Below are 22,893 nucleotides of genomic sequence, written 5' to 3' on the forward strand. Positions count from 1 at the left end.
TAATGGAACATTATATTAGTCTATTTGTAAAATCTGTATTTATTGAAAATATGGCACTGTCTTTCTTCCTTGGTATGTGTACATTTCTTGCGGTATCTAAAAAAGTATCAACGGCTTTTGGTTTAGGAATCGCAGTAATTGTGGTTTTAGGTATTTCCGTACCTGTAAACCAATTAGTTTATGTTCACGTACTAAAAGAAAATGCACTTGTTGAAGGGGTTGATTTAACCTTCCTTAACTTTATTACCTTTATCGGTGTTATCGCTGCATTAGTACAAATTCTAGAAATGTTTTTAGATAAGTTTGTACCAGCACTTTATAATGCATTAGGTATTTTCTTACCACTAATCACTGTAAACTGTGCAATTTTTGGTGGTGTATCATTTATGGTACAACGTGAATATAATTTTGCAGAATCAGTGGTTTACGGTATTGGCGCTGGTACAGGTTGGATGTTAGCCATCGTTGCTCTTGCAGGGATCACAGAGAAGTTAAAATATGCGGATATTCCAGCAGGACTTCGTGGTTTAGGAATTACCTTTATTACCGCTGGTTTAATGGCATTAGGATTTATGTCATTTTCAGGTATTCAACTATAAGGAGCATATCGAATGAGTAATTTTATTTTCGGTATTATCGTATTTACTGCAATCGTATTTGCATTAGCCGCACTTATTTTAGTGGCTAAATCAAAATTAGTAGATTCAGGCGATATTACCATTTCAATCAATGATGATCCTGAAAAAGCAATTACATTACCTGCTGGAGGAAAACTACTAAATGCACTAGGTAGCAAAGGTATTTTTGTTTCTTCAGCTTGTGGGGGCGGTGGCTCTTGTGGTCAATGTGTGGTTAAAGTAAAAAGTGGTGGAGGTGAAATCCTACCAACTGAGCTTTCGCATATTACTAAACGTGAAGCACAAGAGGGTTATCGCTTATCTTGTCAAGTTAGTGTAAAAAGCAATATGGATGTTGAGTTACCAGAAGAGATCTTTGGTGTAAAAAAATGGGAATGTACCGTTATTTCTAACGATAATGAGGCAACCTTTATCAAAGAGCTTAAGTTGGCAATTCCTGATGGTGAAGATGTGCCATTCCGCGCGGGTGGTTACATTCAAATCGAAGCTGAACCACATACTGTGGCTTATAAAGATTTTGATATTCCAAAAGAGTACCACGAAGATTGGGACAAATTTGATTTATGGCGTTATGTATCTAAGGTTGATGAGCCTATCGTACGTGCTTACTCAATGGCTTCATACCCAGAAGAGAGAGGCATTATTATGCTAAACGTACGTATTGCAACGCCTCCTCCTCGTAACCCAGATGTTCCACCGGGTCAAATGTCATCATACATTTGGTCACTTAAAGCAGGTGATAAAGTCACAATTTCAGGTCCATTTGGTGAATTCTTTGCGAAAGACACCGATGCTGAAATGGTATTTATCGGTGGTGGTGCGGGTATGGCACCAATGCGTTCACATATCTTTGACCAACTAAAACGTTTGAAATCAAAACGTAAAATGTCATTCTGGTATGGTGCAAGATCAAAACGTGAAATGTTCTATGTAAATGATTTTGATACGCTTGCAAAAGAGAATGAAAACTTTGAATGGCACGTAGCACTTTCAGATCCACAACCTGATTATAATTGGACTGGTTACACGGGCTTTATTCACAATGTGCTTTATGAAAACTACTTAAAAGATCACGAAGCACCAGAAGATTGTAAATACTATATGTGTGGACCTCCAATGATGAATGCAGCTGTAATTGGTATGCTAAAAGATCTAGGTGTTGAAGATGAAAACATCCTACTTGATGATTTCGGTGGCTAATTAAAAAATAATTATTTATTGAAATTTAATAGTATTATCACAACCCCAAAATTTAAATATTATTTTGGGGTTCTTTGTATCAATAAATAATAAGATAGCGGTAAGATATTCATTATTTTTTGCAAATTCTTACATTTATCTACCCGCTATAGTCACAAAAAATAAGTTTATTACAAAAAATAAAATTTAATAATTAATCATTAGCAACTAATGATTGTGACTTTTGTCGCAATTCGTTAAAATCTCGTTCTACTTTCAATAATACAAAAATCAGAGAAAATTTTTTATGGCAGAAAAACGTTACGATGCAGATGAGATAACCGTTCTTAAAGATCTTGAACCTGTTCAGCTTCGTCCAGGAATGTACACTGATACTACTCGTCCCAACCATTTAGGACAAGAAGTAATTGATAATAGTGTCGATGAAGCATTAGCAGGATTTGCAACCCAGATTGATGTTATTCTACATAAAGATAATTCTCTAGAAGTCATTGATGACGGACGTGGTATGCCTGTGGATATTCATTCCTCTGAAAAAATTTCAGGTGTGGAATTAATTCTAACCAAACTTCACGCAGGCGGTAAGTTCTCCAATAAAAATTACACTTTTTCAGGTGGTTTACACGGTGTAGGAATTTCAGTGGTAAATGCCCTTTCAGAACGTGTTGAAGTAACAATCAAGCGTGATGGTAAAGTGCATACTATTGCATTTTCAAACGGTGCAAAAATTGAAGAATTACAGGTTATTAAAAAATGTTTAAAACGTGATACTGGAACAGCCGTTCGTTTTTATCCAAATCCAAAATATTTTGATTCTGCCAAATTCTCTGTTAGCCGATTACGTCATCTATTACGTGCGAAAGCAGTACTTTGCCCTAAGCTAACCGTTAATTTTACGGATCATACTAATGATACCCAAGAAACTTGGTATTATGAAGATGGCTTATCCGATTATTTAACCGATGCCCTCAATGAATATGAAACATTGCCAAAAATACCTTTTACGGGAGATATTATAGAAGAAACGGATGCATTAAGTTGGGCATTAAGTTGGTTGCCTGAAAATGGTGAATTGATTGCAGAAAGTTATGTAAACTTAATTCCAACATTGCAAGGTGGTACACACGTTAATGGGTTGCGTCAAGGATTATTAAATGCAATGGCAGAATTCTGTGACTTCCGTAATCTTTTACCACGAGGAGTAAAATTAACAGCGGATGATGTTTGGAATCGTTGTAGTTATGTACTTTCTCTCAAAATGCAAGATCCTCAATTTGCAGGGCAAACCAAAGAGCGTTTATCTTCTCGTCAAGCGGCGAGTTATGTTTCAAATATTGTAAAAGATGCCTTTAGTTTATGGCTTAATCAAAATGTACAAGCAGCGCAACAAATTGCAGAATTAGCCATTAGTTCAGCACAACGCCGTTTACGTGCCTCAAAAAAAGTAGTACGTAAAAAATTGGTCAGTGGTCCTGCTCTACCGGGTAAACTCGCTGATTGTACCGCTCAAGATTTAACTCGCACCGAACTTTTCCTTGTAGAAGGAGATTCTGCAGGAGGTTCAGCAAAACAAGCCCGTGATAAAGAATTTCAAGCCATTTTACCGCTACGAGGTAAAATATTAAATACTTGGGAAGTATCACCAGAGCAGGTATTGGCATCCAATGAAGTACACGACATTGCAGTAGCATTAGGCATAGATCCTGATAATGATGATTTAACTCAACTACGTTATGGCAAAGTGTGTATTCTTGCTGATGCAGATTCTGATGGTTTACATATCGCTACTCTACTTTGTGCCTTATTTTTACGCCATTTTCCAAAATTGGTTAAACAAGGACACGTTTATGTGGCAATGCCCCCTCTTTATCGTATTGATATCGGCAAAAACGAAGTACATTATGCTTTAGATGAAGTGGAAAAAGAAGCAATTTTAACACGTCTGGCGAACAAACGAGGCAAACCTAATGTACAACGCTTTAAAGGATTAGGTGAGATGAATCCAAGTCAATTACGTGAAACCACAATGGATCCAAGTACACGCCGTTTAGTACAGCTTACTTTTGATGAAACAGCACAAGCACTTGACATAGTAAGTGAAATTGAAGATGAACCAAATACTTTTGAGATAATGGATATGCTATTAGCCAAAAAACGCTCAGAAGATCGTAAGCAGTGGTTACAACGTCGAGGTGATGAAGCGGATTTAGCCGTTTAACCTATAAGATAAAGATAAATAAGTATATTTTTTGATACTTATTAAATAAAAAGGTCTAGATGTTTATCTAGACCTTTATCAGAAACCTTAAAACCATCTATTCTAAACTTAGACAGTTCTTAAAGCATTTTGTTTATTGTTAAAGATTACTCTGCAACAACAACGATAGTCACTTCAGATGCAACTTCTGCGTGAAGTTGAACTTTAACAGTATATTCGCCCAATGCACGAAGTGGACCTTCGCCTAAACGAACTTCACTTTTCGCTAATTCAACACCAGCTTTAGATACTGCATCAGCAATATCACGCGCACCAATTGAACCGAATAAACGACCATCTTCACCAGCATTAGATGCAACGGTAATTGCTTCTAGTGCATTCATTTGATCTGCTCGAGCTTGTGCTGCTGCTAATACTGCTGCTGCTTTTGCTTCTAATTCTGCACGACGTGCTTCAAAGTGTTCAATGTTTGCTTTCGTTGCCATAACTGCTTTACCCTGTGGGATTAAGTAGTTACGAGCAAAACCTGATTTAACATCTACTTGATCGCCCACACTACCTAGGTGAGCAATTTTGTCTAATAAAATAACTTGCATTTACTGATTCCTCTTCTTACTGATGATTGTCAGTGTATGGTAACAACGCAAGGTAACGAGCGCGTTTGATTGCACGTGCTAATTGACGTTGATACTTCGCACGAGTACCAGTGATGCGGCTTGGTACAATTTTGCTGCTTTCTGAAATGTAGTTCTTTAATGTAGCGATATCTTTGTAATCGATTTCAACAACATTTTCCGCTGTAAAACGGCAGAACTTACGACGACGGAAATAACGTGCCATAGTGGCTTCTCCTAATCTATAAATTCAATTTGCTCGGTATGTAAAACTAACTGGTTTAAACCGTTATAGTCTTTGTGAGTATGAATAAAACCTTTAATTCTCACTTTACAACCGACCGTAATATGTTTTGTTTGTGTACTAAATTGTTCTCCTGCCAATACTACCTTTATTTTACACCACACTTGGCGTTGTAAATTAACTTCTGTTCGATTAGAACGATGTTCTAAATAAAAACTATAAGTCGGTATTTTAGCTGGACTTAAGTTTTGTTTAACTCCTGTAACAATATTGCCAGTAAGTGTTAAACAATTCTCAATAAACAACTTACTCGCCCGCACCTTCTGGTTTAGCATCAGAAGCTTTACGCTCATCTTTTGCTTTAGCCATTGGAGATGCTTCTGTTACGGCGTGCTTAGTACGAATGATAACGTTACGAATAACGGCATCATTAAAACGGAAGTTTGTTTCTAGCTCGTCGATTACTGCTTGAGGCGCTTCTACATTCATTAACACATAGTGTGCTTTGTGTAGTTTATTAATTGGGTACGCTAATTGACGGCGACCCCAATCTTCTAAGCGATGAACTTGACCATTTGCTTCTTTAACAGAAGTAGTATAACGTTCGATCATACCTGGTACTTGTTCGCTTTGGTCCGGATGAACCATAAAAACGATTTCGTAGTGACGCATATTGATCCTTACGGGTTAATCAGCCTTCGAGATAGCTCAGTCACAACGCTTTCGAAAGCAAGGATAAAAAAATAAAAGTGTGACTGAAGGAGATATTATACGGATTATTTCTTTTTTCACAAGTAAAAATTTTGCAAAATGTTTAGTTAAACTGACCGCTTAGGAGTATAATGCGTCGTCAAATTTAAGGAACATAGAGATGAAATTCAACCGCCAACATTATTTAGAAAATATCCAAAAACTATTTAAACTATCCACCCCCATTTTTATAGCCCAGCTTTCAATGTCTGGAATGGGATTGTCTGATATTATTATGGCAGGATTAGTGAGTGATAATGATGTTTCCGCACTGGCGGTGAGTAACTCCATCTACTTCCCTCTTTTTCTTTTTGTAATTGGCGTAATTTATGCAATTACACCAATTGTTTCATATCTGAACGGCTCAGGACAAAGTGAACTTATTGCACAACAAATTCGCCAAGGTTATTGGATTGTTTTTACATTAAGTATTCCTCTTATTATTATTTTTACCCATAGTCACTGGATTTTAGATTTTATGGAAACACCACCTGACTTTTCTATAAAATCACAACACTACCTTACTATTATGGCAATTGGCGTTATTCCTGCATTGCTAATGGTGAATTTACGTTGTTTAAACGATGGACTTTCCACAACTAAACCTGCAATGTTTATTACCTTTATTGGATTATTAGTAAATATCATATTAAATTACATTCTTATTTTTGGAAAATTTGGTTTTCCAGAAATGGGTGCGGTTGGCTGTGGCGTGGCGACGACCATTGTAAACTGGGTTATGTTTTTACTCCTATTACACTATTGCTACACCACACCAAGTCAAAAAGATATTCACTTATTTGATAAATGGTTTGAACGCCCAAATAGAGCTATTTTATGTAAAATCATACGTTTAGGCTTACCTATCGCCTTTGCAACATTTACGGAAGTAATGCTATTTTCTGCCTCTGCATTATTGCTTTCTCCCCTTGGTGCTCAAGTGGTTGCCAGCCATCAGGTTGCCTTACAAACAAGCTCTCTGTTCTTTATGATCCCATTTTCATTTGGTATCGGAGTCAGTATTATGGTTGGGCAAGCTTTAGGTAGAAAAGATGTGGAAGAAGCAAAATATTTAAGCTACTACGCCATCGGTACAGCACTTATCTTAGCAAGTATTACGGCAGTTATTATTATTTTATTCAGTCACTGGATCCCTTATCTCTTTACCCAAAATGAAGTGTCGGTTGCAATGGCATCTTACTTACTTATTTTTGCTGCAATTTACCAACTTCCTGATGCTGTACAGGCTGTATGTAATGGTATTTTAAGAGGCTATAAACATACTCGCTCTATCACTTACATAACCATATTTTGTTATTGGGGAATTGGAATGCCATTTGGGTATATTCTTTCTCGTACTAATTGGATTGTTGAACCTCTTGGAGCAAAAGGTTTTTGGATGATGTTCTGTGTTTCATTATTGATTGTTGCAGGATTATTTGTTTACCAAATGCGAAAAATTCAACGTATTCCTGCAAATGAACTAATTGATAAGCTAGAAAATATGAAATAAATAGTCAAAAATAAGCGGTTACATTGTAAGAAAAATTTGCAAATTTTTTCATACAAGTTACCGCTTGTTTTTTAACTGCTCTTTATTTTAATTGAACGTTCAATCAAAATAAATTAAAATAACATAATCTTAATTACCGTCAATTAAAGGATCTTTTTATGCCTAAAGTTGGTATGTTAGCAATTAGGCGACAACAACTTATTGAAGCAACATTAGTTTGTGTTGAAAGATATGGAGTGGCAGATACAACTATTGTTCAAATCGCACAACACGCAGGTTTATCTTCTGGAATAATTAGCCATTATTTTGGCGGAAAAATGGGATTATTGTATGAAACAATGCGTGATTTAATGAGAGAATTACGTGTCACCATCACTGAAAAAAGTAAGTCCGAAACTAATTTAACACCCTATCAAGCCATTGAAATTATTATTGATTGTAATTTTGACCCCGATACTGACTCTGCCAGAATGAAAGTATGGCTTTCATTTTGGTCGATGAGTATGCACCAAGATGATCTGAATCGTTTACAAAAAATCAATGACAGTCGCTTACATTCAAATTTATTATTTCATTTCAAAAAATTATTACCAAATCAACAAGCAAAAAATGCTGCACGAGGATTAGCCGCCTTAATTGATGGCTTATGGCTACATGGTAGTTTACGTAGCGAGGAGTTTGATCATTATCAGGCTCGATTTATCGCAAAACAATTTCTAAACAAATTATTGGAGGAACAATGAAATTTCCCACTCAACAACTTTATATCAATGGTAAATACCACAAGGCTACAAGTGGGCGAACCTTTACCACAATCAATCCAGCCACAGGCGAAACCCTAGCAGAAATTCAAGTTGCTTCAAAAGAGGATATTGATTTTGCGGTAGATTGTGCCGTTAAAGCTCAAAAAAAATGGGCAGCATTAACCGCCGTAGAGCGTGCAAGAATTTTAAATAAAGCGGTAGCTATTTTACGTGAACGTAATGATGAGTTAGCACTTTTAGAAACCTTAGACACAGGTAAGCCTGTCAGTGAAACAATGTATGTCGATATTGTAACTGGGGCTGATGTGATTGAATATTATGCAGGCTTAGCCACATCTATTGAAGGAACGCAAATTCCGCTTCGTGAAGACAGTTTTATTTACACTCGCCGTGAGCCATTGGGCGTAATTGCAAGCATTGGTGCGTGGAATTATCCGATCCAAATCGCAATGTGGAAGTTAGCCCCAGCCTTAGCCGCAGGGAATGCTGTTGTCTTTAAACCAAGTGAGGTAACCCCTTTAACCACCTTAAAATTAGCAGAAATTTTAACCGAAGCCGGTGTGCCAGATGGTGTCTTTAATGTGGTAAACGGAACGGGAGCTGATATTGGCGATTTCTTAACCCAACATCCACATATTGACAAAGTCTCTTTCACTGGTGGATCTGCTACGGGTAAGAAAGTGTGTGCCAGTGCGATTACCTCTAACTTAAAAGAAGTGACGATGGAATTAGGCGGAAAATCGCCTGTGGTCATTTGTGATGATGCCGATTTAGATTTAGCAGCCGATATTGCCGTGATGGCGAACTTTTATAGCTCAGGTCAGGTTTGCACGAATGGTACTCGTGTTTTTGTTCCAGCGAAACTTAAAGCTGAATTTGAGCAAAAAGTATTAGAGCGTGTACAACGTTTTAAAATAGGCGATCCTCAAAATCCTGAAACAAACTTTGGTCCATTGGTTAGCGAACCGCATATGAACCGAGTATTAAATTATATTGAGCTTGGTAAAAAAGAAGGGGCAAAATGCTTAATTGGTGGCGAACGTGAGATGAGTTTGCCACAAGGCTACTATGTACAACCAACTGTATTTACTAATTGTACCGATGAAATGACCATTACCAAAGAAGAAATTTTTGGTCCTGTGATGAGTATTTTAAGCTATGAAACAGAACAAGAAGTCATTGAACGAGCAAATAATACGGAATATGGTTTAGCAGCTGGTGTGGTAACCAAAGACTTAAACAAAGCACACCGCATTATTCATCAGCTTGAAGCAGGTATTTGTTGGATCAACACTTGGGGCGAATCTGACGCTAAAATGCCTGTCGGGGGTTATAAACAATCGGGTATTGGGCGTGAAAATGGGATCGAAACCTTAAAACATTATACCCAGACAAAATCAATCCAAGTTGAATTAGGCAGATTTGAATCTGTATTCTAATCTTAAAGAAAAAGGAGAACACAATGAGAGAATTTGATTATATTATTATCGGTGCAGGTTCAGCAGGTGGTGTATTAGCGGCTCGCTTAACCGAAGATAAAGAAACTAATGTTTTATTATTAGAAGCGGGAGGTCCAGATTATCGCTTAGACTGGCGTACACAAATGCCAGCAGCCTTAGCGTTTCCTATTCAAACTAAACAGTATAACTGGGGTTATGAAACCGATCCTGAACCATTTATGAATAACCGTCGTATGCAATGCGGACGTGGTAAAGGGCTGGGTGGCTCATCGTTGATCAATGGTATGTGCTATATTCGTGGTAATGCAATGGATTACGATAATTGGGCTGAGCAAGATCCGTTATTAGCTAACTGGACATATCAGGATTGTTTACCTTATTTCAAAAAAGCAGAAACTCGTGATATTGGCGGTAATGACTATCACGGCGATTCAGGTCCTTTACACGTAACAACACCAAAGACTGGCAATAATGAGTTATTCCACGCAATGGTGGAAGCGGGTGTGCAAGCAGGCTATCCAAAAACGGAAGACTTAAATGGCTATCAACAAGAAGGTTTTGGTCCTATGGATCGTACCGTCAGCCCAAATGGTCGCCGTTGTAGTACTGCTCGTGGTTATTTATCTGATGAAGTCAGAGCAAGAGAAAATTTAGTAATTGTCACAAAAGCAACCACCGATCGTATTTTATTTGAAGGTAAAAAAGCGGTTGGTGTCTGCTATTTAAAAGCCGATCAATCAATTAAAGCGTCTGCGAAAAAAGAAGTATTACTTTGCTCTGGTGCAATTGCCTCACCGACTATTTTACAACGTTCAGGTATTGGTAATGCCGAGTTATTAAAAGAGTTAGATATTCCTGTTGTTCACGAATTAAAAGGGGTGGGCGAAAACTTACAAGACCACTTAGAGCTTTATGTTCAGTTTGAATGTATCAAACCTGTAAGTATTGCACCAAGTTTAAAATTACACAACCAAGCAATGATAGGTGCTGAATGGATGTTTAAAGGCACCGGCTTAGGGGCAAGTAACCAGTTTGAAGCAGGCGGATTTATCCGTTCTGATGAACGCTTTGAATGGCCAAATTTACAATATCACTTCTTACCGATCGCCGTAAACTATGACGGTTCTAATGCGATTGAAAGTCACGGTTTCCAAGCTCACGTGGGCTCAATGCGTTCTCCTAGTCGTGGAAGAATTAGAATTAAATCAAAAGATCCACACGAATATCCAAGTATTCTGTTCAACTATATGGCAACAGAGCAAGACTGGGAAGAGTTTAGATCCGCCATTCGTATCACTCGTGATATCTTTACCCAAGATGCACTAAAACCTTATGTAGGCAAAGAGTTATCACCAGGAATTGAATGCCAAAGTGATGAACAATTAGATGACTTTATCCGTGAACACGCAGAAACCGCCTTCCATCCATCTTGTAGTAATAAAATGGGTTCAGGCGAAGATGCCGTTGTTGATAATTTTGGATGCGTACACGGCGTAGAAAGTTTGCGTGTAATTGATGCCTCAATTATGCCGATTATTACCACAGGTAACCTAAATGCGCCAACCATTATGATGGCAGAAAAAATTGCCGATCATATTCGTGGCATTGAACCATTACCACGTGCAGAAGTGCCTTATTTTAAAGCAGGGAGTTTACCACCAAAAAGTAAATAAATTTGCAAATTTTTGATGATATCTAACCGCTTAGATATTAAACTATATTTTAAAGCGGTGAGATTATTTTCATTTTTTACATATTTTAAATTAGGAAAAAATAATGAAAAAAGCAACTATTTATCACAACCCCAAATGCAGTAAGTCTCGTGGTGCATTAGCGATACTTGAAGAAAGAGGTTTTAATACTGAGGTCATTCTCTATTTAGATACTCCTCCAAACACAGATACACTTTCACAACTTTTAACTGAAATGGGAATGTCTGCTCGTGATTTACTACGCACTAATGAAGAACCTTATAAAACACTTAATCTTGCAGATAAAAAACTGTCAGAACAACAACTTATTCAAGCAATGGTAGAAAATCCAGTCTTAATAAACCGCCCAATTGTACAAACAGAATTTGGTACAAAATTAGGACGACCATTAGAAAATATTGAATGTATTTTATCTAACAATGGAGATAAATAATTATGAACGACTCACTCAACAAAAATTCACAAAAAACTAACCAATCTATTGGTAGTTTTAATTCAGACACAACCTCAGAGCCTAAAGTAGAACAATTTGATACTCGAATTGATAAATTTACGTTCTTTGGCGTATTAGTCATCTTATTTTCTGTTACTCTTCCGTTAATTTTCTTCCCTGAGCAAGGTGCTTATTGGGTTGATGAAATCAAAGGTTTTGTAACAGATAAACTCGGTGGTGCTTACTTAATGTTTGGTGTACTTGCTGTTATTTTTGTTATTTATATTTCTTTCTCAGATATTGGTAACATTAAGTTAGGTAAACCAGAAGATGACATTGAGTTTAAAACGAGTTCTTGGGCTGCAATGATGTTCTGTGGAGGTATTGGTGCTGGTATCCTTTATTGGGGTATTCTAGAATGGACATACTATTATCAAGGACCTCCATTTGGTATTGAAGCGGCAACCCCTGATGCGATTAAATGGGCAAGTACTTATGGATTATTCCACTGGGGACCTGTGGCTTGGGCAATTTATTTAGTTCCAGCTGTTTCTATTGCTTATTTTGCTCACGTACGAAATTCCCCTATTTTAAAAGTAAGCCAAAGTTTAATGCCATTATTAGGAGAAAAATTTGCTAAAAGTAATTGGGGACGTTTAGTCGATGTATTCTTTATTTTTGGTATGATTGGTGGTGGAGCAACGTCACTAGGTCTTGCATCTCCTATGATAACTCAAGGTTTACACGAACTCTTTAACACACCAAATAATACAACAATGCAACTGGTCGTATTATTAGTCACCACCCTCATTTTTGCCTACAGTGCCTATCAAGGATTAAAAGGTGGAATTCAATTCCTTTCTAATATCAATTTCTATTTAGCCATTGGTTTCTTAATTTTTGTATTCTGCGTAGGACCAACAGTCTTTATGTTTGACACTGGTTTAGAGGCATTAGGTCGCTCATTAACCAATATTATTTCAATGATGACTTGGACAGAAGCTTTTGGAGAATTTACAGAATTAGGTTTTAAAGATACCAACTTCCCTGGTGATTGGACAGTGTTCTACTGGGCGTGGTGGTTAGTATTTGCACCAACTATTGGGCTATTTATTGCCAAAATTTCAAGAGGTCGTACTATCCGTCAAATGGCAATTGGTTCAATCTTTTTCGGTTCCCTTGGTTGTTCTGTATTCTTTATGGTTTTAGGTAACTATGGTTTATATATGCATCTTTCTGGAGAATTAGATGTTATTAATGTGCTAAATACTCAAGGAGCAACAGCAACTATCTTTGCTATTTTACATACCTTACCAATAGCTAAAGTCGCCATTGCCGTATTTACTATTTTAGCCATTATCTTTACTGCCACCACTTTTGATAGTATTTCTTACATTTTAGCATCTGTTGTACAACACGAAGTTGATGATGAGCCAAAACGTTGGAATAGACTATTTTGGGCATTCACGTTGTGCTTTATGCCAGCAACCTTAATGCTTATCGGCGATTTAAGTACCTTACAAACAGCCTCTATTTTTGCGGGTGCACCACTATTAGTGATAATGTCATTAATTATGCTTTCAACAATTAAAGCGGCAAAATACGATTTATATTATCAACCTGATTATTCATTAAGTACTATTCATATTGAAGAAGTGCCAGATATTGCCCCTTGGGAAGAGGGAGAAACATCAGAGGCTCCTGAAGGTTCAGTTCACGCCCAAGAAGCGGAATATGAAGAAATCCGTCAGCAAAATGAATTGGTAGAAGAAAATTCAAAATAAAATTTACAGCACAGCTGATATATAACTTAATCATTATATTTGTAGATACCATCTGGTCTACCCAATTTACTGGTTTAATTGAATAAGCTGGCAAGATACAAGAGGCGTAGTATACTACGCCTCCATACTAGATATTTAATTTGTAAATTTTTTAATTAATGTAATCGCTACATATTGTAAATAAAGATAGTAAATGAAATACCTTCCTAAAAAGTTTACATTTAATAAATATTATAACATATTGATTTTAAATCAATTTTTAAAACTTACACCGCTTGCTATTATTCTTTTGGCACGCCTCTTAATAAAGGAATATGAGTAGGATTGTTTCCTTTTGATGTTTGTGAGGGTTTTATTTCAAAAAATAAAATGAAATCTTTTTCTGTGACCATTTTTTCATTACGCCATAAACTGCCAATATTGACCAGTTGTACATCATCAGGTAAATTTTTCAGTCCTTGTTGTAAAACTTTAATACTGTTATTTCTAGGATGCCCAATTAAAATTGCTAGCCCATTCTTTTGTGCATAACGAACAGCATAATCAAAACGATTTTGAACATCTGCTAATTTATTACTGTCATCTAAAAATACATTACGCTTTAAAGTAGGAATACCTAAACTCTTAGCAATATCTGCTGCAACTGTTTTTCCACTGGTTACACTATCCAAAAAAAACAATTTATTTTCCGCTAATATATCCATCAAATAGCTCATTGACGTTCTATCCGCTGTTGCTGCACTTCCCATATGATTATTTAAACCAATGGCATAAGGTACTTTTTTTCTTGCATTCACAATTAAATTTTTAATTTTTTCTTTCGACATCCCAATTTTTAATGCTCCTGTTTCAATGGGAATATTACTTAATGGCTGCATCGGTAAATGAATTAAAATATCACGTTGTTGCTCAAAAGCTTGTTTTGCTCTTACTGTTGCATAAGGGGCGGCAGGAATAATTGAAACATTTACCGCTTTAGGTAAATGATAAATCGCCTGATCTTGACTGCGATAGCCAATATCATCAATAACAATAACTAACTTTCCTGCATTGGCAAGCGGTATCATCCATATAAAAATTTGCAAAAAAAGAATAATAACTAACCGCTTATATTTGTTTATTTTAACTTTATACATTAAATATTTACCTTCTATTTAACCCAAAGTAATGGGTTTTTTGCTCGCCCTTTGTAAGTAATGCCAAAATATAATCCTGACTGCATTTGCCCACCAGAATTTCCCACTTTAGCTATCACTTCTCCTTTCACAACTCTATCACCTCTTTTAACTAAAACACTGTTATTGTAGCCATAAATTGAAGAATAGCCTTTTCCGTGATCAATAAAAACAACATTTCCATAACCTTGTAGCCAGTCCGATAAAATCACTCGTCCTGAAGCAATAGCTGTCACATTTTGTCCTGCTGATGCTTTGATTACAATTCCTTTCCAACTTTGAGTTGGATTAAAATGCTGTATTATTCGTCCTTTCACAGGTTGTTGATATTGCTTTCTTGCTACCCCTAATCCATTACCTGCACGTACTTTTTGAATTTCAGCTTGAGTCAGTGTTCCTTTACCAGATCTTTCTTTTTGTACTTTTAATTCTGCAATTTCACGATTTTCTCTTTGTTTTGCCTCACGATTAGCTTTTGCAATTTTATCTTGTAGTGCTTTTGCATTTTTCTTTAATGTGATTAATTGTGTTTTATCTTTTTCAATCATTTCATTAATAGAAGAAATAGTCTTTTCTCGTTGTGAAGTCACTCTTTCTAATTTATTTTTTTGTGATTTTTGTTCAGTAAGTTGTGCTATATTTTCTTCTTTTTGTTTCTCTAAAAAGTTTCTCTGTTCTATAAGTTTACTTTGAGTATGACGGATATCTTCTATTAGTTCTATTCGAGCTTGATTCATATGTTCATAATATTTTGCCATTCTATCTGCATCTTTGGCCTCTTTTGACAATAATCTTTTGAATGCAGAAGGATGAATACCTGAACGATATGCTGAATCTAATTGCTCTCTTAAACGATTTTTCTGTTTATTCTCTTGCTTCTCAAGTTGCTCAATTTGTTGTTCTGTTTTTCTGATTATTTGCTTTAATTCTATAAGAGTTGCTTCTGTTTTTTGTAATTGCTGGCTTACTTCACTTATTTTAAGTTCTTGCTTTTTCAATGTTGCTTGTAATTCATTACGTTTTTTTCGTTGTAAATAGATCTTATCTTGTTGTTTCTTTATTTTATGCTGAATTTTAGAAAGATCACTTGCTACCACTGGCTGAAATAAACATAAACCACCCAATAAAATAACAATGACTATTTTATACAAATGTAATAACTTCACAAAAAGCCCTAATACCTAAAAAAAGAACCTATTTTAATCTGTTCTTTGAGAAAAATCAGCTTTTCTTAAATAATTCAGGCTTTATCTTTAAAAAAAAACAATTTTTGTTGTAAAATAACAGTGTTTTTAATTTAAATATAAACAAAATAGGAGTCCTTTATGGAATTAGTATTTATTCGTCACGGTTTAAGTGAGTGGAACCAATTAAACCTTTTCACTGGTTGGCACGATGTTAATTTAGCTGAAAAAGGCGTTGAAGAAGCAAAAGAAGCAGGTCGTAAATTAAAAGCAGCAGGCTTTGAATTTGATATCGCATTTACTTCTGTATTAAAACGTGCAATTAAAACCTGTAACTTTGTATTAGAAGAATCTGATCAATTATTTGTACCACAGATTAAATCTTGGCGTTTAAATGAGCGTCATTATGGTGGTTTACAAGGATTAAATAAAAAAGAAGCCGCTGAAGAACACGGTGAAGAGCAAGTTCATATCTGGCGTCGTTCTTACGATACTTTACCACCATTACAAGATCGTAATGACCCAAATTCAGCCCATAATGATCGTCGTTATGCACACCTTCCACACGATGTGATCCCTGATGGTGAAAACTTAAAAGTAACCTTAGAGCGTGTACTTCCTTTCTGGGAAGATCAAATTGCACCTGCAATTATTGCTGGAAAACGTGTTTTAGTGGCTGCACACGGTAATTCATTACGTGCATTAGCAAAACACATTGAAGGTATCTCTGATGAAGATATTATGGATTTAGAAATCCCGACTGGTCAACCATTGGTTTATACTTTAGATAAAGATTTAAAAGTAGTAAGTAAACGCTACCTTTAACTTTTACCCCCACCCTCCCCCGCAAGCGGAGGAGGGAATTTTAATCTTATTAATCATTCCTTCCCCGCAAGCGGAGGAGGGAATTTTGATTTTTATTAATTACTTTACATTCCTCCCTCCGCGGAGGGAGGCTAGGAGGGGGGATTACTTTATTGCTCTTTTTTGATACTCTATCGCTGCTTTAATAAAACCAGCAAAAAGAGGATGCCCATCACGAGGGGTTGAAGTAAACTCAGGATGGAACTGAGCAGCAATAAACCAAGGATGATTTGGTACTTCAATAATTTCAACCAATTTATGATCTGCTGATAAGCCTGTTACTTTTAAGCCCGCTTTTTCAATCTGCGGAAGTAAGTTGTTATTTACTTCATAACGATGACGATGACGTTCAAAAATGGTTTCAGTACCATAAAGCTCACGAGCTAAACTTCCTTCCACTAAATGACACGCTTGTTCACCTAAACGCATTGTTCCGCCTAAGTCAGAATTATCCGTACGTTTCTCTACGCTGCCATCTGCATCTTGCCATTCAGTAATTAAACCTATCACTGGCTGTGGACAGTCCTTATCAAATTCACTTGAACTTGCTTGCGTTAAGCCTGCCACATTACGAGCATATTCAATTAATGCAACCTGCATTCCTAAGCAAATGCCTAAATATGGAATTTTATTTTCACGGGCATATTGTGCGGTTAGAATTTTGCCTTCAATACCACGATAACCAAAGCCTCCAGGAACTAAAATCGCATCTAAACCAGCTAAAACCTCAGTACCTTTACTTTCAACATCTTGTGAATCAATATATTTAATATTGACCGTCAAATGATTTTTTAAGCCGCCGTGTTTTAATGCTTCATTCACAGATTTATAGGCATCAGGTAATTCAACATATTTTCCTACCATACCAATGGTGACTTCCCCTGTTGGGTTTGATTGTTGGTAAAGTACTTGCTCCCATTCAGATAAATCCGCTTCAGGACAGTTAAATTTAAAACGATCACACACAAATTGATCTAAACTTTGTGATTTTAACAATGCAGGAATTTGATAGATAGAATTGACATCTTTTAATGAAATAACCGCTTTTTCAGGCACATTACAAAACAGTGCAATTTTTGATTTTTCGTTTGATGGAATAGCTCTATCTGAACGACAAATCAACACATCTGGCTGAATACCAATAGAAAGCATCTCTTTTACTGAGTGTTGTGTTGGCTTAGTTTTTATTTCACCTGCTGTTGGAATATAAGGCACTAAAGTTAAGTGCATAAATAAGGTATTTTCACGCCCAACATCCACAGCAAGCTGACGTAATGCTTCTAAGAATGGAAGAGACTCAATATCTCCTACCGTTCCCCCCACTTCAACAATGACGACATCGTAACCTTTTCCACCGGCAACAACACGTGCCTTAATTTCATTGGTGATATGTGGAATAACCTGAATCGTTGCCCCTAAATAATCACCACGACGCTCTTTGCGTAGCACGTCAGAATAAATACGTCCACTGGTGAAATTATTAGCTTGAGTCATTTTATTACGAATAAAACGTTCATAATGCCCTAAGTCTAAATCTGTTTCTGCTCCATCTTTGGTAACAAAAACTTCACCGTGTTGAGTAGGACTCATCGTACCTGGGTCAACGTTTATATAAGGGTCTAATTTCATAATGGTAACATTTAAACCACGAGCTTCAAGAATAGATGCAAGAGAGGCCGCTGCAATCCCTTTACCTAAAGAAGATACAACACCGCCCGTTACAAAAATATAATTTGTTGTCATTTTATTTGCCTTTTTAATTTGTTTTGTTAATTTTTGTTTGGAATTTCTACTTTCAGAATGGTCATAAAGTACATTACTATAAACCATCAGGACGGGATGACATTTTACAGTAAAAATAGTTTTTTGACTAGAAAAAACGGGAGAATATAATAAATATTATTATATTATTCAATACTCTTTTTCGGCACAATCAAAATTGCAGGTGCAACCAGTATTGCCATTAAAATAAAGCTAAAACTTGGAGAATAATTATAGGTTATACTTGCAAAAAAAGTGAATAATGCCGTCATTCCACTAAAACTTAAACCGAAATATAGCCCTTGCAGTTTGGGAATAGTTTCAGTGGGTTGCATTGCTATATAACGTATCATTGCAAAATGAGTTAAACCAAAGGTAAAGGCGTGTAGCATTTGCCCTAATCCTAAAAATAATACATTGGTTGTGAAAGCATATAATACCCAACGTACCATCGCCAATACCGTAGCAATAATAATCAAATGATGAATTTTTTTACTACTAAACACTTTTCCTGAAATAAAAAACACACCTATTTCTGCCATAACAGATAATCCCCATAACAAACTTACCGTTTGTGGTGAAATACCCTGTGATGTCCAATAAATGGTACTATAAGTGTAATAAGCAGCGTGAGCTGCTTGAATAAGAGAAGCTGCAATCAGCATTCGTAAAATAGAACTATCCTTCAATAAAGACCAATAAGTTACTTTAGAAGCGGTCTGTTTCTGCTCAGAATTGACAAAATTGCAATTTGTACCTAACATCTGACCGCTTGTAAGCAAAATTAGGAAGGCAATCATTAACCAAATAATCATCCGCTCACCAAACCAACCCACCATATAACCTGTTGTCAATGAACCGACCACAAATGCCATTGAGCCAAATAAACGAGTTTTACCATAATCAATGCCTACTTGCTTTTGCCACGTAGACGCTATCGCATCACCAATGGTCATTGCACCACCATTTACAATATGAAATAAGGCAAAAATAGGAACTAATAACCAAAAAGATCCCACAAAATACGCCATCATTACGCTGCTAATCAGGGTTATCACTGAAAGTAACCGAGATACATTTAATAACTGAGTAGGCTGTGTGACAATTTGAGGCGTTAAAATACTACCTAAAAAACGAAAAAGATAACCTGACGCAAGTAGAAGTCCAATTGTTTCACTTGAATAACCATTTGTTTCCAACCAAATAGGTAAAAATGGCATTAAGACACCATAAGCACAAAAATAGCCAAAAAAGTTAAATGATGTCCATTGAAAGGGAGAAAGTTTTATCATAATGATTTTTCCATCTCTTCTGCTCGTTGAATTGCAGCAACCATTGCTTCATCAACGATTTTTGATAAATTATATTGTTCAAAAATAGCTAAAGCCTCTGCCGTTGTTCCACCTTTGGAAGTGACATTCTCTCTTAATTGAGAAAGTCGAATATCAGGATTATTTGCGACTAATTTCGCAGAACCAAGTGCTACTGATTGTACTAAATAACGAGCATCTTGCTCACTAAATCCCATTTTAATCGCTGATTGCTGCATTGCTTCCATAAAGCGGAAAAAATAAGCAGGGCTAGATCCTGTAATTGCAATAATTTGATTAAGTTTCTCTTCTTTTTCCACCCAATAACACTTTCCAACCGCATTCATTAAGCTCTCAGTAAAATCACAAGCGGTACGATTTGTTGAAGATTTTGCAAATAACCCCGTTATCCCCTCACCAATTAGTGCAGGAGTATTTGGCATTGTACGAATAATATTTTGAGCCGAAGGTAATAGTTTTTCTAAACGCTCAACTGAAATCCCAGCAGCAACAGAAATGATCCATTTCTCATTCAAATTTAAATCTGAAAACTCACCACAAACGTCACGCATCATTTGAGGTTTCACTGCCAAAATCACAACATCCGCTTGCTGCACTGCTTCACAATTTGTTAAATTAACAGTTACACCTAATTCTGCTAATTCTGTCCGTCTTGCCTGATTACTCTTATTACAAGCAATAATTTGATTAGTAGGATAGTTTTTTTTAATCAAACCATTTATTACTGCGAATGCCATATTTCCAGCGCCGATAAAGGCAAGTTTTTTTGTTTTCATATTATCCTTTTTTGGTTATGCGGAATACTTAAAAATATGCTAAATATTAGCACTTTTACAAAAATTTGAAACAAAAAAGCGAGCAAATTTATTATTTGCCCGCTATATTATTAGGTAAATTTACTTTTTCTTAAAAGAATATCACCGCTTATTTTTTTACTGCCATCGAGAATTAACTTTTATGAGGATTACGGGTATTGGTTCCTTCTAAATTACGCATTAACAACGCATACTTTAAATCAATATCTTGTGGTACGTCTAAAAAGACAAAGTGTCCATCACCTTTACCCGCATCCACTTCTTGATTTTTGCGGTTTACTATTTTGCAAATTTTAAAGGTAATGTTACCGCTAGGGGTCATTAATTCCACACTATCCCCTAATAAAAATTTATTCTTAACCGCCACTTCTGCCATTCCTTGCTCATTGTGTTTACCAGTAAATTCTCCCACAAATTGCTGACGATCTGAAATGGAATAGCCGTAATCATAATTTTGATATTCGTCGTGAGTATGACGACGTAGAAAACCTTCCGTATAGCCACGATGAGCCAAACTTTCAAGAGTGGTCATTAAACTTTCATCAAAAGGTTTTCCTTCTGCAGCATCATCAATGGCTTTGCGATATAGTTGAGCCGTTCTTGCACAATAATAAAACGACTTGGTACGCCCTTCAATTTTAAGAGAATGTACGCCCATTTGGGTTAATTGCTCAACGTGTTGAATAGCACGTAGATCTTTTGAATTCATAATATAAGTACCGTGTTCATCTTCAAACGCACTCATTTGCTCATCAGGTCTGCCTTTTTCAGAAAGTAAATAAACACTGTCCGTTGTACTTCCCTCACCTAAGGTTGGTGCCACATTTTTAATTTCAATTTGTTCTTCTTTGCGTTCTTCTTTAGCAGAAATAATCGTGCCAACTTCATCTTCCTTACCTTCTTCTACGGAATACTCCCAACGGCAAGCATTAGTACAAGTACCCTGATTTGGATCACGTTTATTAATATAGCCCGAGAGTAAACAACGCCCAGAATATGCCATACACAACGCACCGTGTACAAAAATTTCTAGCTCCATTTCTGGTACTTCCTGACGAATTTCTGCAATTTCATCAAGAGATAATTCACGAGATAAAATAACTCGAGTTAACCCCATTTGTTTCCAAAATTTAACGGTCGCCCAGTTTACGGCATTTGCTTGTACTGATAGATGGACATCCATTTCAGGAAAATTTTCACGCACCATCATAATTAAACCTGGATCGGACATAATTAACGCATCAGGCTTCATATCCACCACTTTTTTTAAATCACGAATAAAGGTTTTTAATTTTGAATTGTGTGGGGCGATATTCACTACTACATAGAATTTTTTTCCTAATGAATGGGCTTCATCGATTCCAATTTGTAAGTTTGTATGGTTAAAATCATTATTTCTTACTCGTAAGCTATAACGAGGTTGTCCTGCATACACCGCATCTGCTCCATAAGCAAAGGCGTAACGCATATTTTTTAAGTTGCCCGCTGGCGATAATAATTCTGGTTTTCTATTTATATTTAACATAAGTCATTCTCTTCTGATAACAAGTCAGTATTTCCTCACATAGGAGGAAATGTAAAGCGGTGGATTATCCTGTAATTTTTGCTTTATAGCAAGAAATTACACACATAAAAAAATAAGCCTTCACGTTATTGAAGGCTTAATAAATAGAAGGAGAGAAGATCAAATTAAATTTTACTTTGCATAAGATTTGCAATTTCTTCAGCTTTTGAGCCGATGATAATTTGCAAACCTTTATCACCTACTTTTACATTACCTTTAGAACCTAATTTTGTTAATTCTCCTTTATTAACTAAACTTCTGTCATTCAGGGTTAAACGTAATCGAGTAATACAAAACTCAATATTCTCAATATTCGCTTTTCCACCTACTGCATCAATAAATTTTGACGCTTTTTCATCTAAAGATAATGCCGAATAATTATTTTCATCTGTTGCTTTTTTTGAACAACAACAAAGGTTTTTTAAAGAATCTAAAATGCCCATTTTTACTCCTTTTTAAAAATATTCAAACAAATATAACTTGCAATATTATGCCATAATAAAAGAATATTTAAACATCTTTATTCGGTTTTTTATTGACCAATTTTTAGAAAAAAGAAAGAATTAAGCTCAATACAATATTGAACTCAATTCAATCAATAACCTATCCCCAAAATGAGGAAATAACGTAATTGTGCCATTCTTTTTGTTATTCGCATCACCTACAATAATTTTGTCAAATTTAAATTCCAATAATATCCGTTTCTGTGAGACTATAAAATAATGGTTCAAAGAAACTAAAAACGAAGAAATTTACAAACAATGTGAAAGTTTTGGCTCAGTATACGAGTATCAAAGAAATTAGATTATAGGAACCAGCACCTAAATTCGCTACTTAAAACAATTAATAGCTCGTTTAGATGCGTTAGA

Annotated in this window: 20 protein-coding genes and 1 pseudogene; 10 read left to right on the forward strand and 11 right to left on the reverse strand. The window is 35.9% G+C overall.

Annotated features, from left to right (window positions below):
* The first annotated feature begins 2 nt into the window (after nucleotides 1–2).
* The 3 genes from nqrE (at nucleotide 3) to parE (ending at nucleotide 4,056) form a co-directional block, all read left to right on the forward strand.
* The gene (gene nqrE / locus KGI96_RS05630) at nucleotides 3–599 is read left to right on the forward strand and encodes an NADH:ubiquinone reductase (Na(+)-transporting) subunit E (protein ID WP_090919218.1); all 597 of its coding nucleotides are present in this window, start codon (nucleotides 3–5) and stop codon (nucleotides 597–599) included.
* A 12-nt stretch (nucleotides 600–611) separates the two neighbouring features.
* Entirely contained in the window at nucleotides 612–1,838 is a 1,227-nt protein-coding gene (nqrF, locus tag KGI96_RS05635; RefSeq protein ID WP_211597104.1) for an NADH:ubiquinone reductase (Na(+)-transporting) subunit F, read from the forward strand.
* A 286-nt stretch (nucleotides 1,839–2,124) separates the two neighbouring features.
* Entirely contained in the window at nucleotides 2,125–4,056 is a 1,932-nt protein-coding gene (gene parE, locus KGI96_RS05640; RefSeq protein ID WP_211597103.1) for a DNA topoisomerase IV subunit B, read from the forward strand.
* A gap of 146 nt (nucleotides 4,057–4,202) precedes the next feature.
* Here the strand turns inward: parE and rplI are convergent, their stop codons facing one another.
* The 4 genes and pseudogenes from rplI to rpsF form a co-directional block, all read right to left on the reverse strand.
* Nucleotides 4,203–4,652, reverse strand: coding sequence for a 50S ribosomal protein L9 (gene rplI / locus KGI96_RS05645; RefSeq protein ID WP_211597102.1), 450 nt, complete (start codon nucleotides 4,650–4,652; stop codon nucleotides 4,203–4,205).
* A gap of 16 nt (nucleotides 4,653–4,668) precedes the next feature.
* On the reverse strand, nucleotides 4,669–4,896 hold the full coding sequence (gene rpsR / locus KGI96_RS05650; RefSeq protein WP_211597101.1) for a 30S ribosomal protein S18: 228 nt from the start codon (nucleotides 4,894–4,896) through the stop codon (nucleotides 4,669–4,671).
* Nucleotides 4,871–5,249: pseudogene (priB, locus tag KGI96_RS05655) on the reverse strand (primosomal replication protein N). The gene rpsR and the pseudogene priB overlap by 26 nt, the downstream one beginning before the upstream one ends.
* Nucleotides 5,221–5,586, reverse strand: a complete 366-nt coding sequence (rpsF, locus tag KGI96_RS05660) for a 30S ribosomal protein S6 (RefSeq protein ID WP_211597099.1) — start codon at nucleotides 5,584–5,586, stop codon at nucleotides 5,221–5,223. Before rpsF ends, priB begins: the two are co-directional and overlap by 29 nt.
* Nucleotides 5,587–5,785: 199 nt before the next feature.
* Between rpsF and KGI96_RS05665 the strand changes: the two genes are divergently transcribed.
* The 6 genes from KGI96_RS05665 (at nucleotide 5,786) to KGI96_RS05690 (ending at nucleotide 13,330) form a co-directional block, all read left to right on the forward strand.
* Complete coding sequence (locus KGI96_RS05665; protein ID WP_211597098.1) at nucleotides 5,786–7,177, forward strand: MATE family efflux transporter; 1,392 nt, start codon at nucleotides 5,786–5,788, stop codon at nucleotides 7,175–7,177.
* A gap of 158 nt (nucleotides 7,178–7,335) precedes the next feature.
* Nucleotides 7,336–7,920, forward strand: a complete 585-nt coding sequence (betI, locus tag KGI96_RS05670) for a transcriptional regulator BetI (RefSeq protein ID WP_211597097.1) — start codon at nucleotides 7,336–7,338, stop codon at nucleotides 7,918–7,920.
* Complete coding sequence (gene betB, locus KGI96_RS05675) at nucleotides 7,917–9,380, forward strand: betaine-aldehyde dehydrogenase (RefSeq protein WP_211597096.1); 1,464 nt, start codon at nucleotides 7,917–7,919, stop codon at nucleotides 9,378–9,380. Before betI ends, betB begins: the two co-directional genes overlap by 4 nt.
* Nucleotides 9,381–9,403: 23 nt before the next feature.
* Nucleotides 9,404–11,074 carry a choline dehydrogenase gene (gene betA, locus KGI96_RS05680; protein ID WP_211597095.1) on the forward strand — a complete coding sequence of 557 codons (1,671 nt, stop codon included), beginning with the start codon at nucleotides 9,404–9,406 and terminating at the stop codon, nucleotides 11,072–11,074.
* A 103-nt stretch (nucleotides 11,075–11,177) separates the two neighbouring features.
* Nucleotides 11,178–11,546, forward strand: a complete 369-nt coding sequence (gene arsC, locus KGI96_RS05685) for an arsenate reductase (glutaredoxin) (protein WP_090921122.1) — start codon at nucleotides 11,178–11,180, stop codon at nucleotides 11,544–11,546.
* Nucleotides 11,547–11,548: 2 nt separating this feature from the next.
* A complete protein-coding gene (locus tag KGI96_RS05690; protein WP_213156383.1) occupies nucleotides 11,549–13,330 on the forward strand; it encodes a BCCT family transporter in 1,782 nt (593 codons plus the stop codon).
* 281 nt (nucleotides 13,331–13,611) lie between these two features.
* Here KGI96_RS05690 and KGI96_RS05695 read toward each other — a convergent pair whose 3' ends face one another.
* The gene (locus KGI96_RS05695; protein WP_213156386.1) at nucleotides 13,612–14,466 is read right to left on the reverse strand and encodes a divergent polysaccharide deacetylase family protein; all 855 of its coding nucleotides are present in this window, start codon (nucleotides 14,464–14,466) and stop codon (nucleotides 13,612–13,614) included.
* Nucleotides 14,467–14,480: 14 nt separating this feature from the next.
* Nucleotides 14,481–15,671, reverse strand: a complete 1,191-nt coding sequence (gene envC / locus KGI96_RS05700; protein WP_211597092.1) for a murein hydrolase activator EnvC — start codon at nucleotides 15,669–15,671, stop codon at nucleotides 14,481–14,483.
* Nucleotides 15,672–15,830: 159 nt separating this feature from the next.
* On the opposite strand from envC, the gene KGI96_RS05705 reads away from it, so the two are divergent.
* A complete protein-coding gene (locus KGI96_RS05705; RefSeq protein ID WP_211597091.1) occupies nucleotides 15,831–16,514 on the forward strand; it encodes a 2,3-diphosphoglycerate-dependent phosphoglycerate mutase in 684 nt (227 codons plus the stop codon).
* Between the two features lie 144 nt (nucleotides 16,515–16,658).
* On the opposite strand, the gene pyrG is transcribed toward KGI96_RS05705, so the two are convergent.
* From pyrG to KGI96_RS05730, 5 genes are all read right to left on the reverse strand, one after another.
* Entirely contained in the window at nucleotides 16,659–18,296 is a 1,638-nt protein-coding gene (pyrG, locus tag KGI96_RS05710; protein ID WP_211597090.1) for a glutamine hydrolyzing CTP synthase, read from the reverse strand.
* Between the two features lie 164 nt (nucleotides 18,297–18,460).
* Nucleotides 18,461–19,606 carry a 3-phenylpropionate MFS transporter gene (locus tag KGI96_RS05715; RefSeq protein ID WP_211597089.1) on the reverse strand — a complete coding sequence of 382 codons (1,146 nt, stop codon included), beginning with the start codon at nucleotides 19,604–19,606 and terminating at the stop codon, nucleotides 18,461–18,463.
* Nucleotides 19,603–20,421 (reverse strand): pyrroline-5-carboxylate reductase, encoded by an 819-nt coding sequence (proC, locus tag KGI96_RS05720; protein WP_213156387.1) that lies wholly within the window; start codon nucleotides 20,419–20,421, stop codon nucleotides 19,603–19,605. Before proC ends, KGI96_RS05715 begins: the two co-directional genes overlap by 4 nt.
* A 172-nt stretch (nucleotides 20,422–20,593) precedes the next feature.
* Nucleotides 20,594–21,985 carry a prephenate-dependent tRNA uridine(34) hydroxylase TrhP gene (gene trhP / locus KGI96_RS05725; RefSeq protein ID WP_211597087.1) on the reverse strand — a complete coding sequence of 464 codons (1,392 nt, stop codon included), beginning with the start codon at nucleotides 21,983–21,985 and terminating at the stop codon, nucleotides 20,594–20,596.
* Between the two features lie 164 nt (nucleotides 21,986–22,149).
* Nucleotides 22,150–22,467: a PTS sugar transporter subunit IIB gene (locus tag KGI96_RS05730; protein WP_211597086.1), complete on the reverse strand. Its 318-nt coding sequence runs from the start codon at nucleotides 22,465–22,467 to the stop codon at nucleotides 22,150–22,152.
* Nucleotides 22,468–22,893: the final 426 nt, after the last annotated feature.

It is taken from the genome of Phocoenobacter atlanticus subsp. cyclopteri, from assembly GCF_018343795.1.
GTDB classification, from domain to species: Bacteria; Pseudomonadota; Gammaproteobacteria; order Enterobacterales; family Pasteurellaceae; genus Phocoenobacter; species Phocoenobacter atlanticus.

Coding starts and splice junctions, on each gene's coding strand:
- nqrE (WP_090919218.1), top strand. CDS start 3: ATGGAACATTATATTAGTCTATTTGTAAAATCTGTATTTATTGAAAAT.
- nqrF (WP_211597104.1), top strand. CDS start 612: ATGAGTAATTTTATTTTCGGTATTATCGTATTTACTGCAATCGTATTT.
- parE (WP_211597103.1), top strand. CDS start 2,125: ATGGCAGAAAAACGTTACGATGCAGATGAGATAACCGTTCTTAAAGAT.
- rplI (WP_211597102.1), bottom strand. CDS start 4,652: ATGCAAGTTATTTTATTAGACAAAATTGCTCACCTAGGTAGTGTGGGC.
- rpsR (WP_211597101.1), bottom strand. CDS start 4,896: ATGGCACGTTATTTCCGTCGTCGTAAGTTCTGCCGTTTTACAGCGGAA.
- rpsF (WP_211597099.1), bottom strand. CDS start 5,586: ATGCGTCACTACGAAATCGTTTTTATGGTTCATCCGGACCAAAGCGAA.
- KGI96_RS05665 (WP_211597098.1), top strand. CDS start 5,786: ATGAAATTCAACCGCCAACATTATTTAGAAAATATCCAAAAACTATTT.
- betI (WP_211597097.1), top strand. CDS start 7,336: ATGCCTAAAGTTGGTATGTTAGCAATTAGGCGACAACAACTTATTGAA.
- betB (WP_211597096.1), top strand. CDS start 7,917: ATGAAATTTCCCACTCAACAACTTTATATCAATGGTAAATACCACAAG.
- betA (WP_211597095.1), top strand. CDS start 9,404: ATGAGAGAATTTGATTATATTATTATCGGTGCAGGTTCAGCAGGTGGT.
- arsC (WP_090921122.1), top strand. CDS start 11,178: ATGAAAAAAGCAACTATTTATCACAACCCCAAATGCAGTAAGTCTCGT.
- KGI96_RS05690 (WP_213156383.1), top strand. CDS start 11,549: ATGAACGACTCACTCAACAAAAATTCACAAAAAACTAACCAATCTATT.
- KGI96_RS05695 (WP_213156386.1), bottom strand. CDS start 14,466: ATGTATAAAGTTAAAATAAACAAATATAAGCGGTTAGTTATTATTCTT.
- KGI96_RS05705 (WP_211597091.1), top strand. CDS start 15,831: ATGGAATTAGTATTTATTCGTCACGGTTTAAGTGAGTGGAACCAATTA.
- pyrG (WP_211597090.1), bottom strand. CDS start 18,296: ATGACAACAAATTATATTTTTGTAACGGGCGGTGTTGTATCTTCTTTA.
- KGI96_RS05715 (WP_211597089.1), bottom strand. CDS start 19,606: ATGATAAAACTTTCTCCCTTTCAATGGACATCATTTAACTTTTTTGGC.
- proC (WP_213156387.1), bottom strand. CDS start 20,421: ATGAAAACAAAAAAACTTGCCTTTATCGGCGCTGGAAATATGGCATTC.
- trhP (WP_211597087.1), bottom strand. CDS start 21,985: ATGTTAAATATAAATAGAAAACCAGAATTATTATCGCCAGCGGGCAAC.
- KGI96_RS05730 (WP_211597086.1), bottom strand. CDS start 22,467: ATGGGCATTTTAGATTCTTTAAAAAACCTTTGTTGTTGTTCAAAAAAA.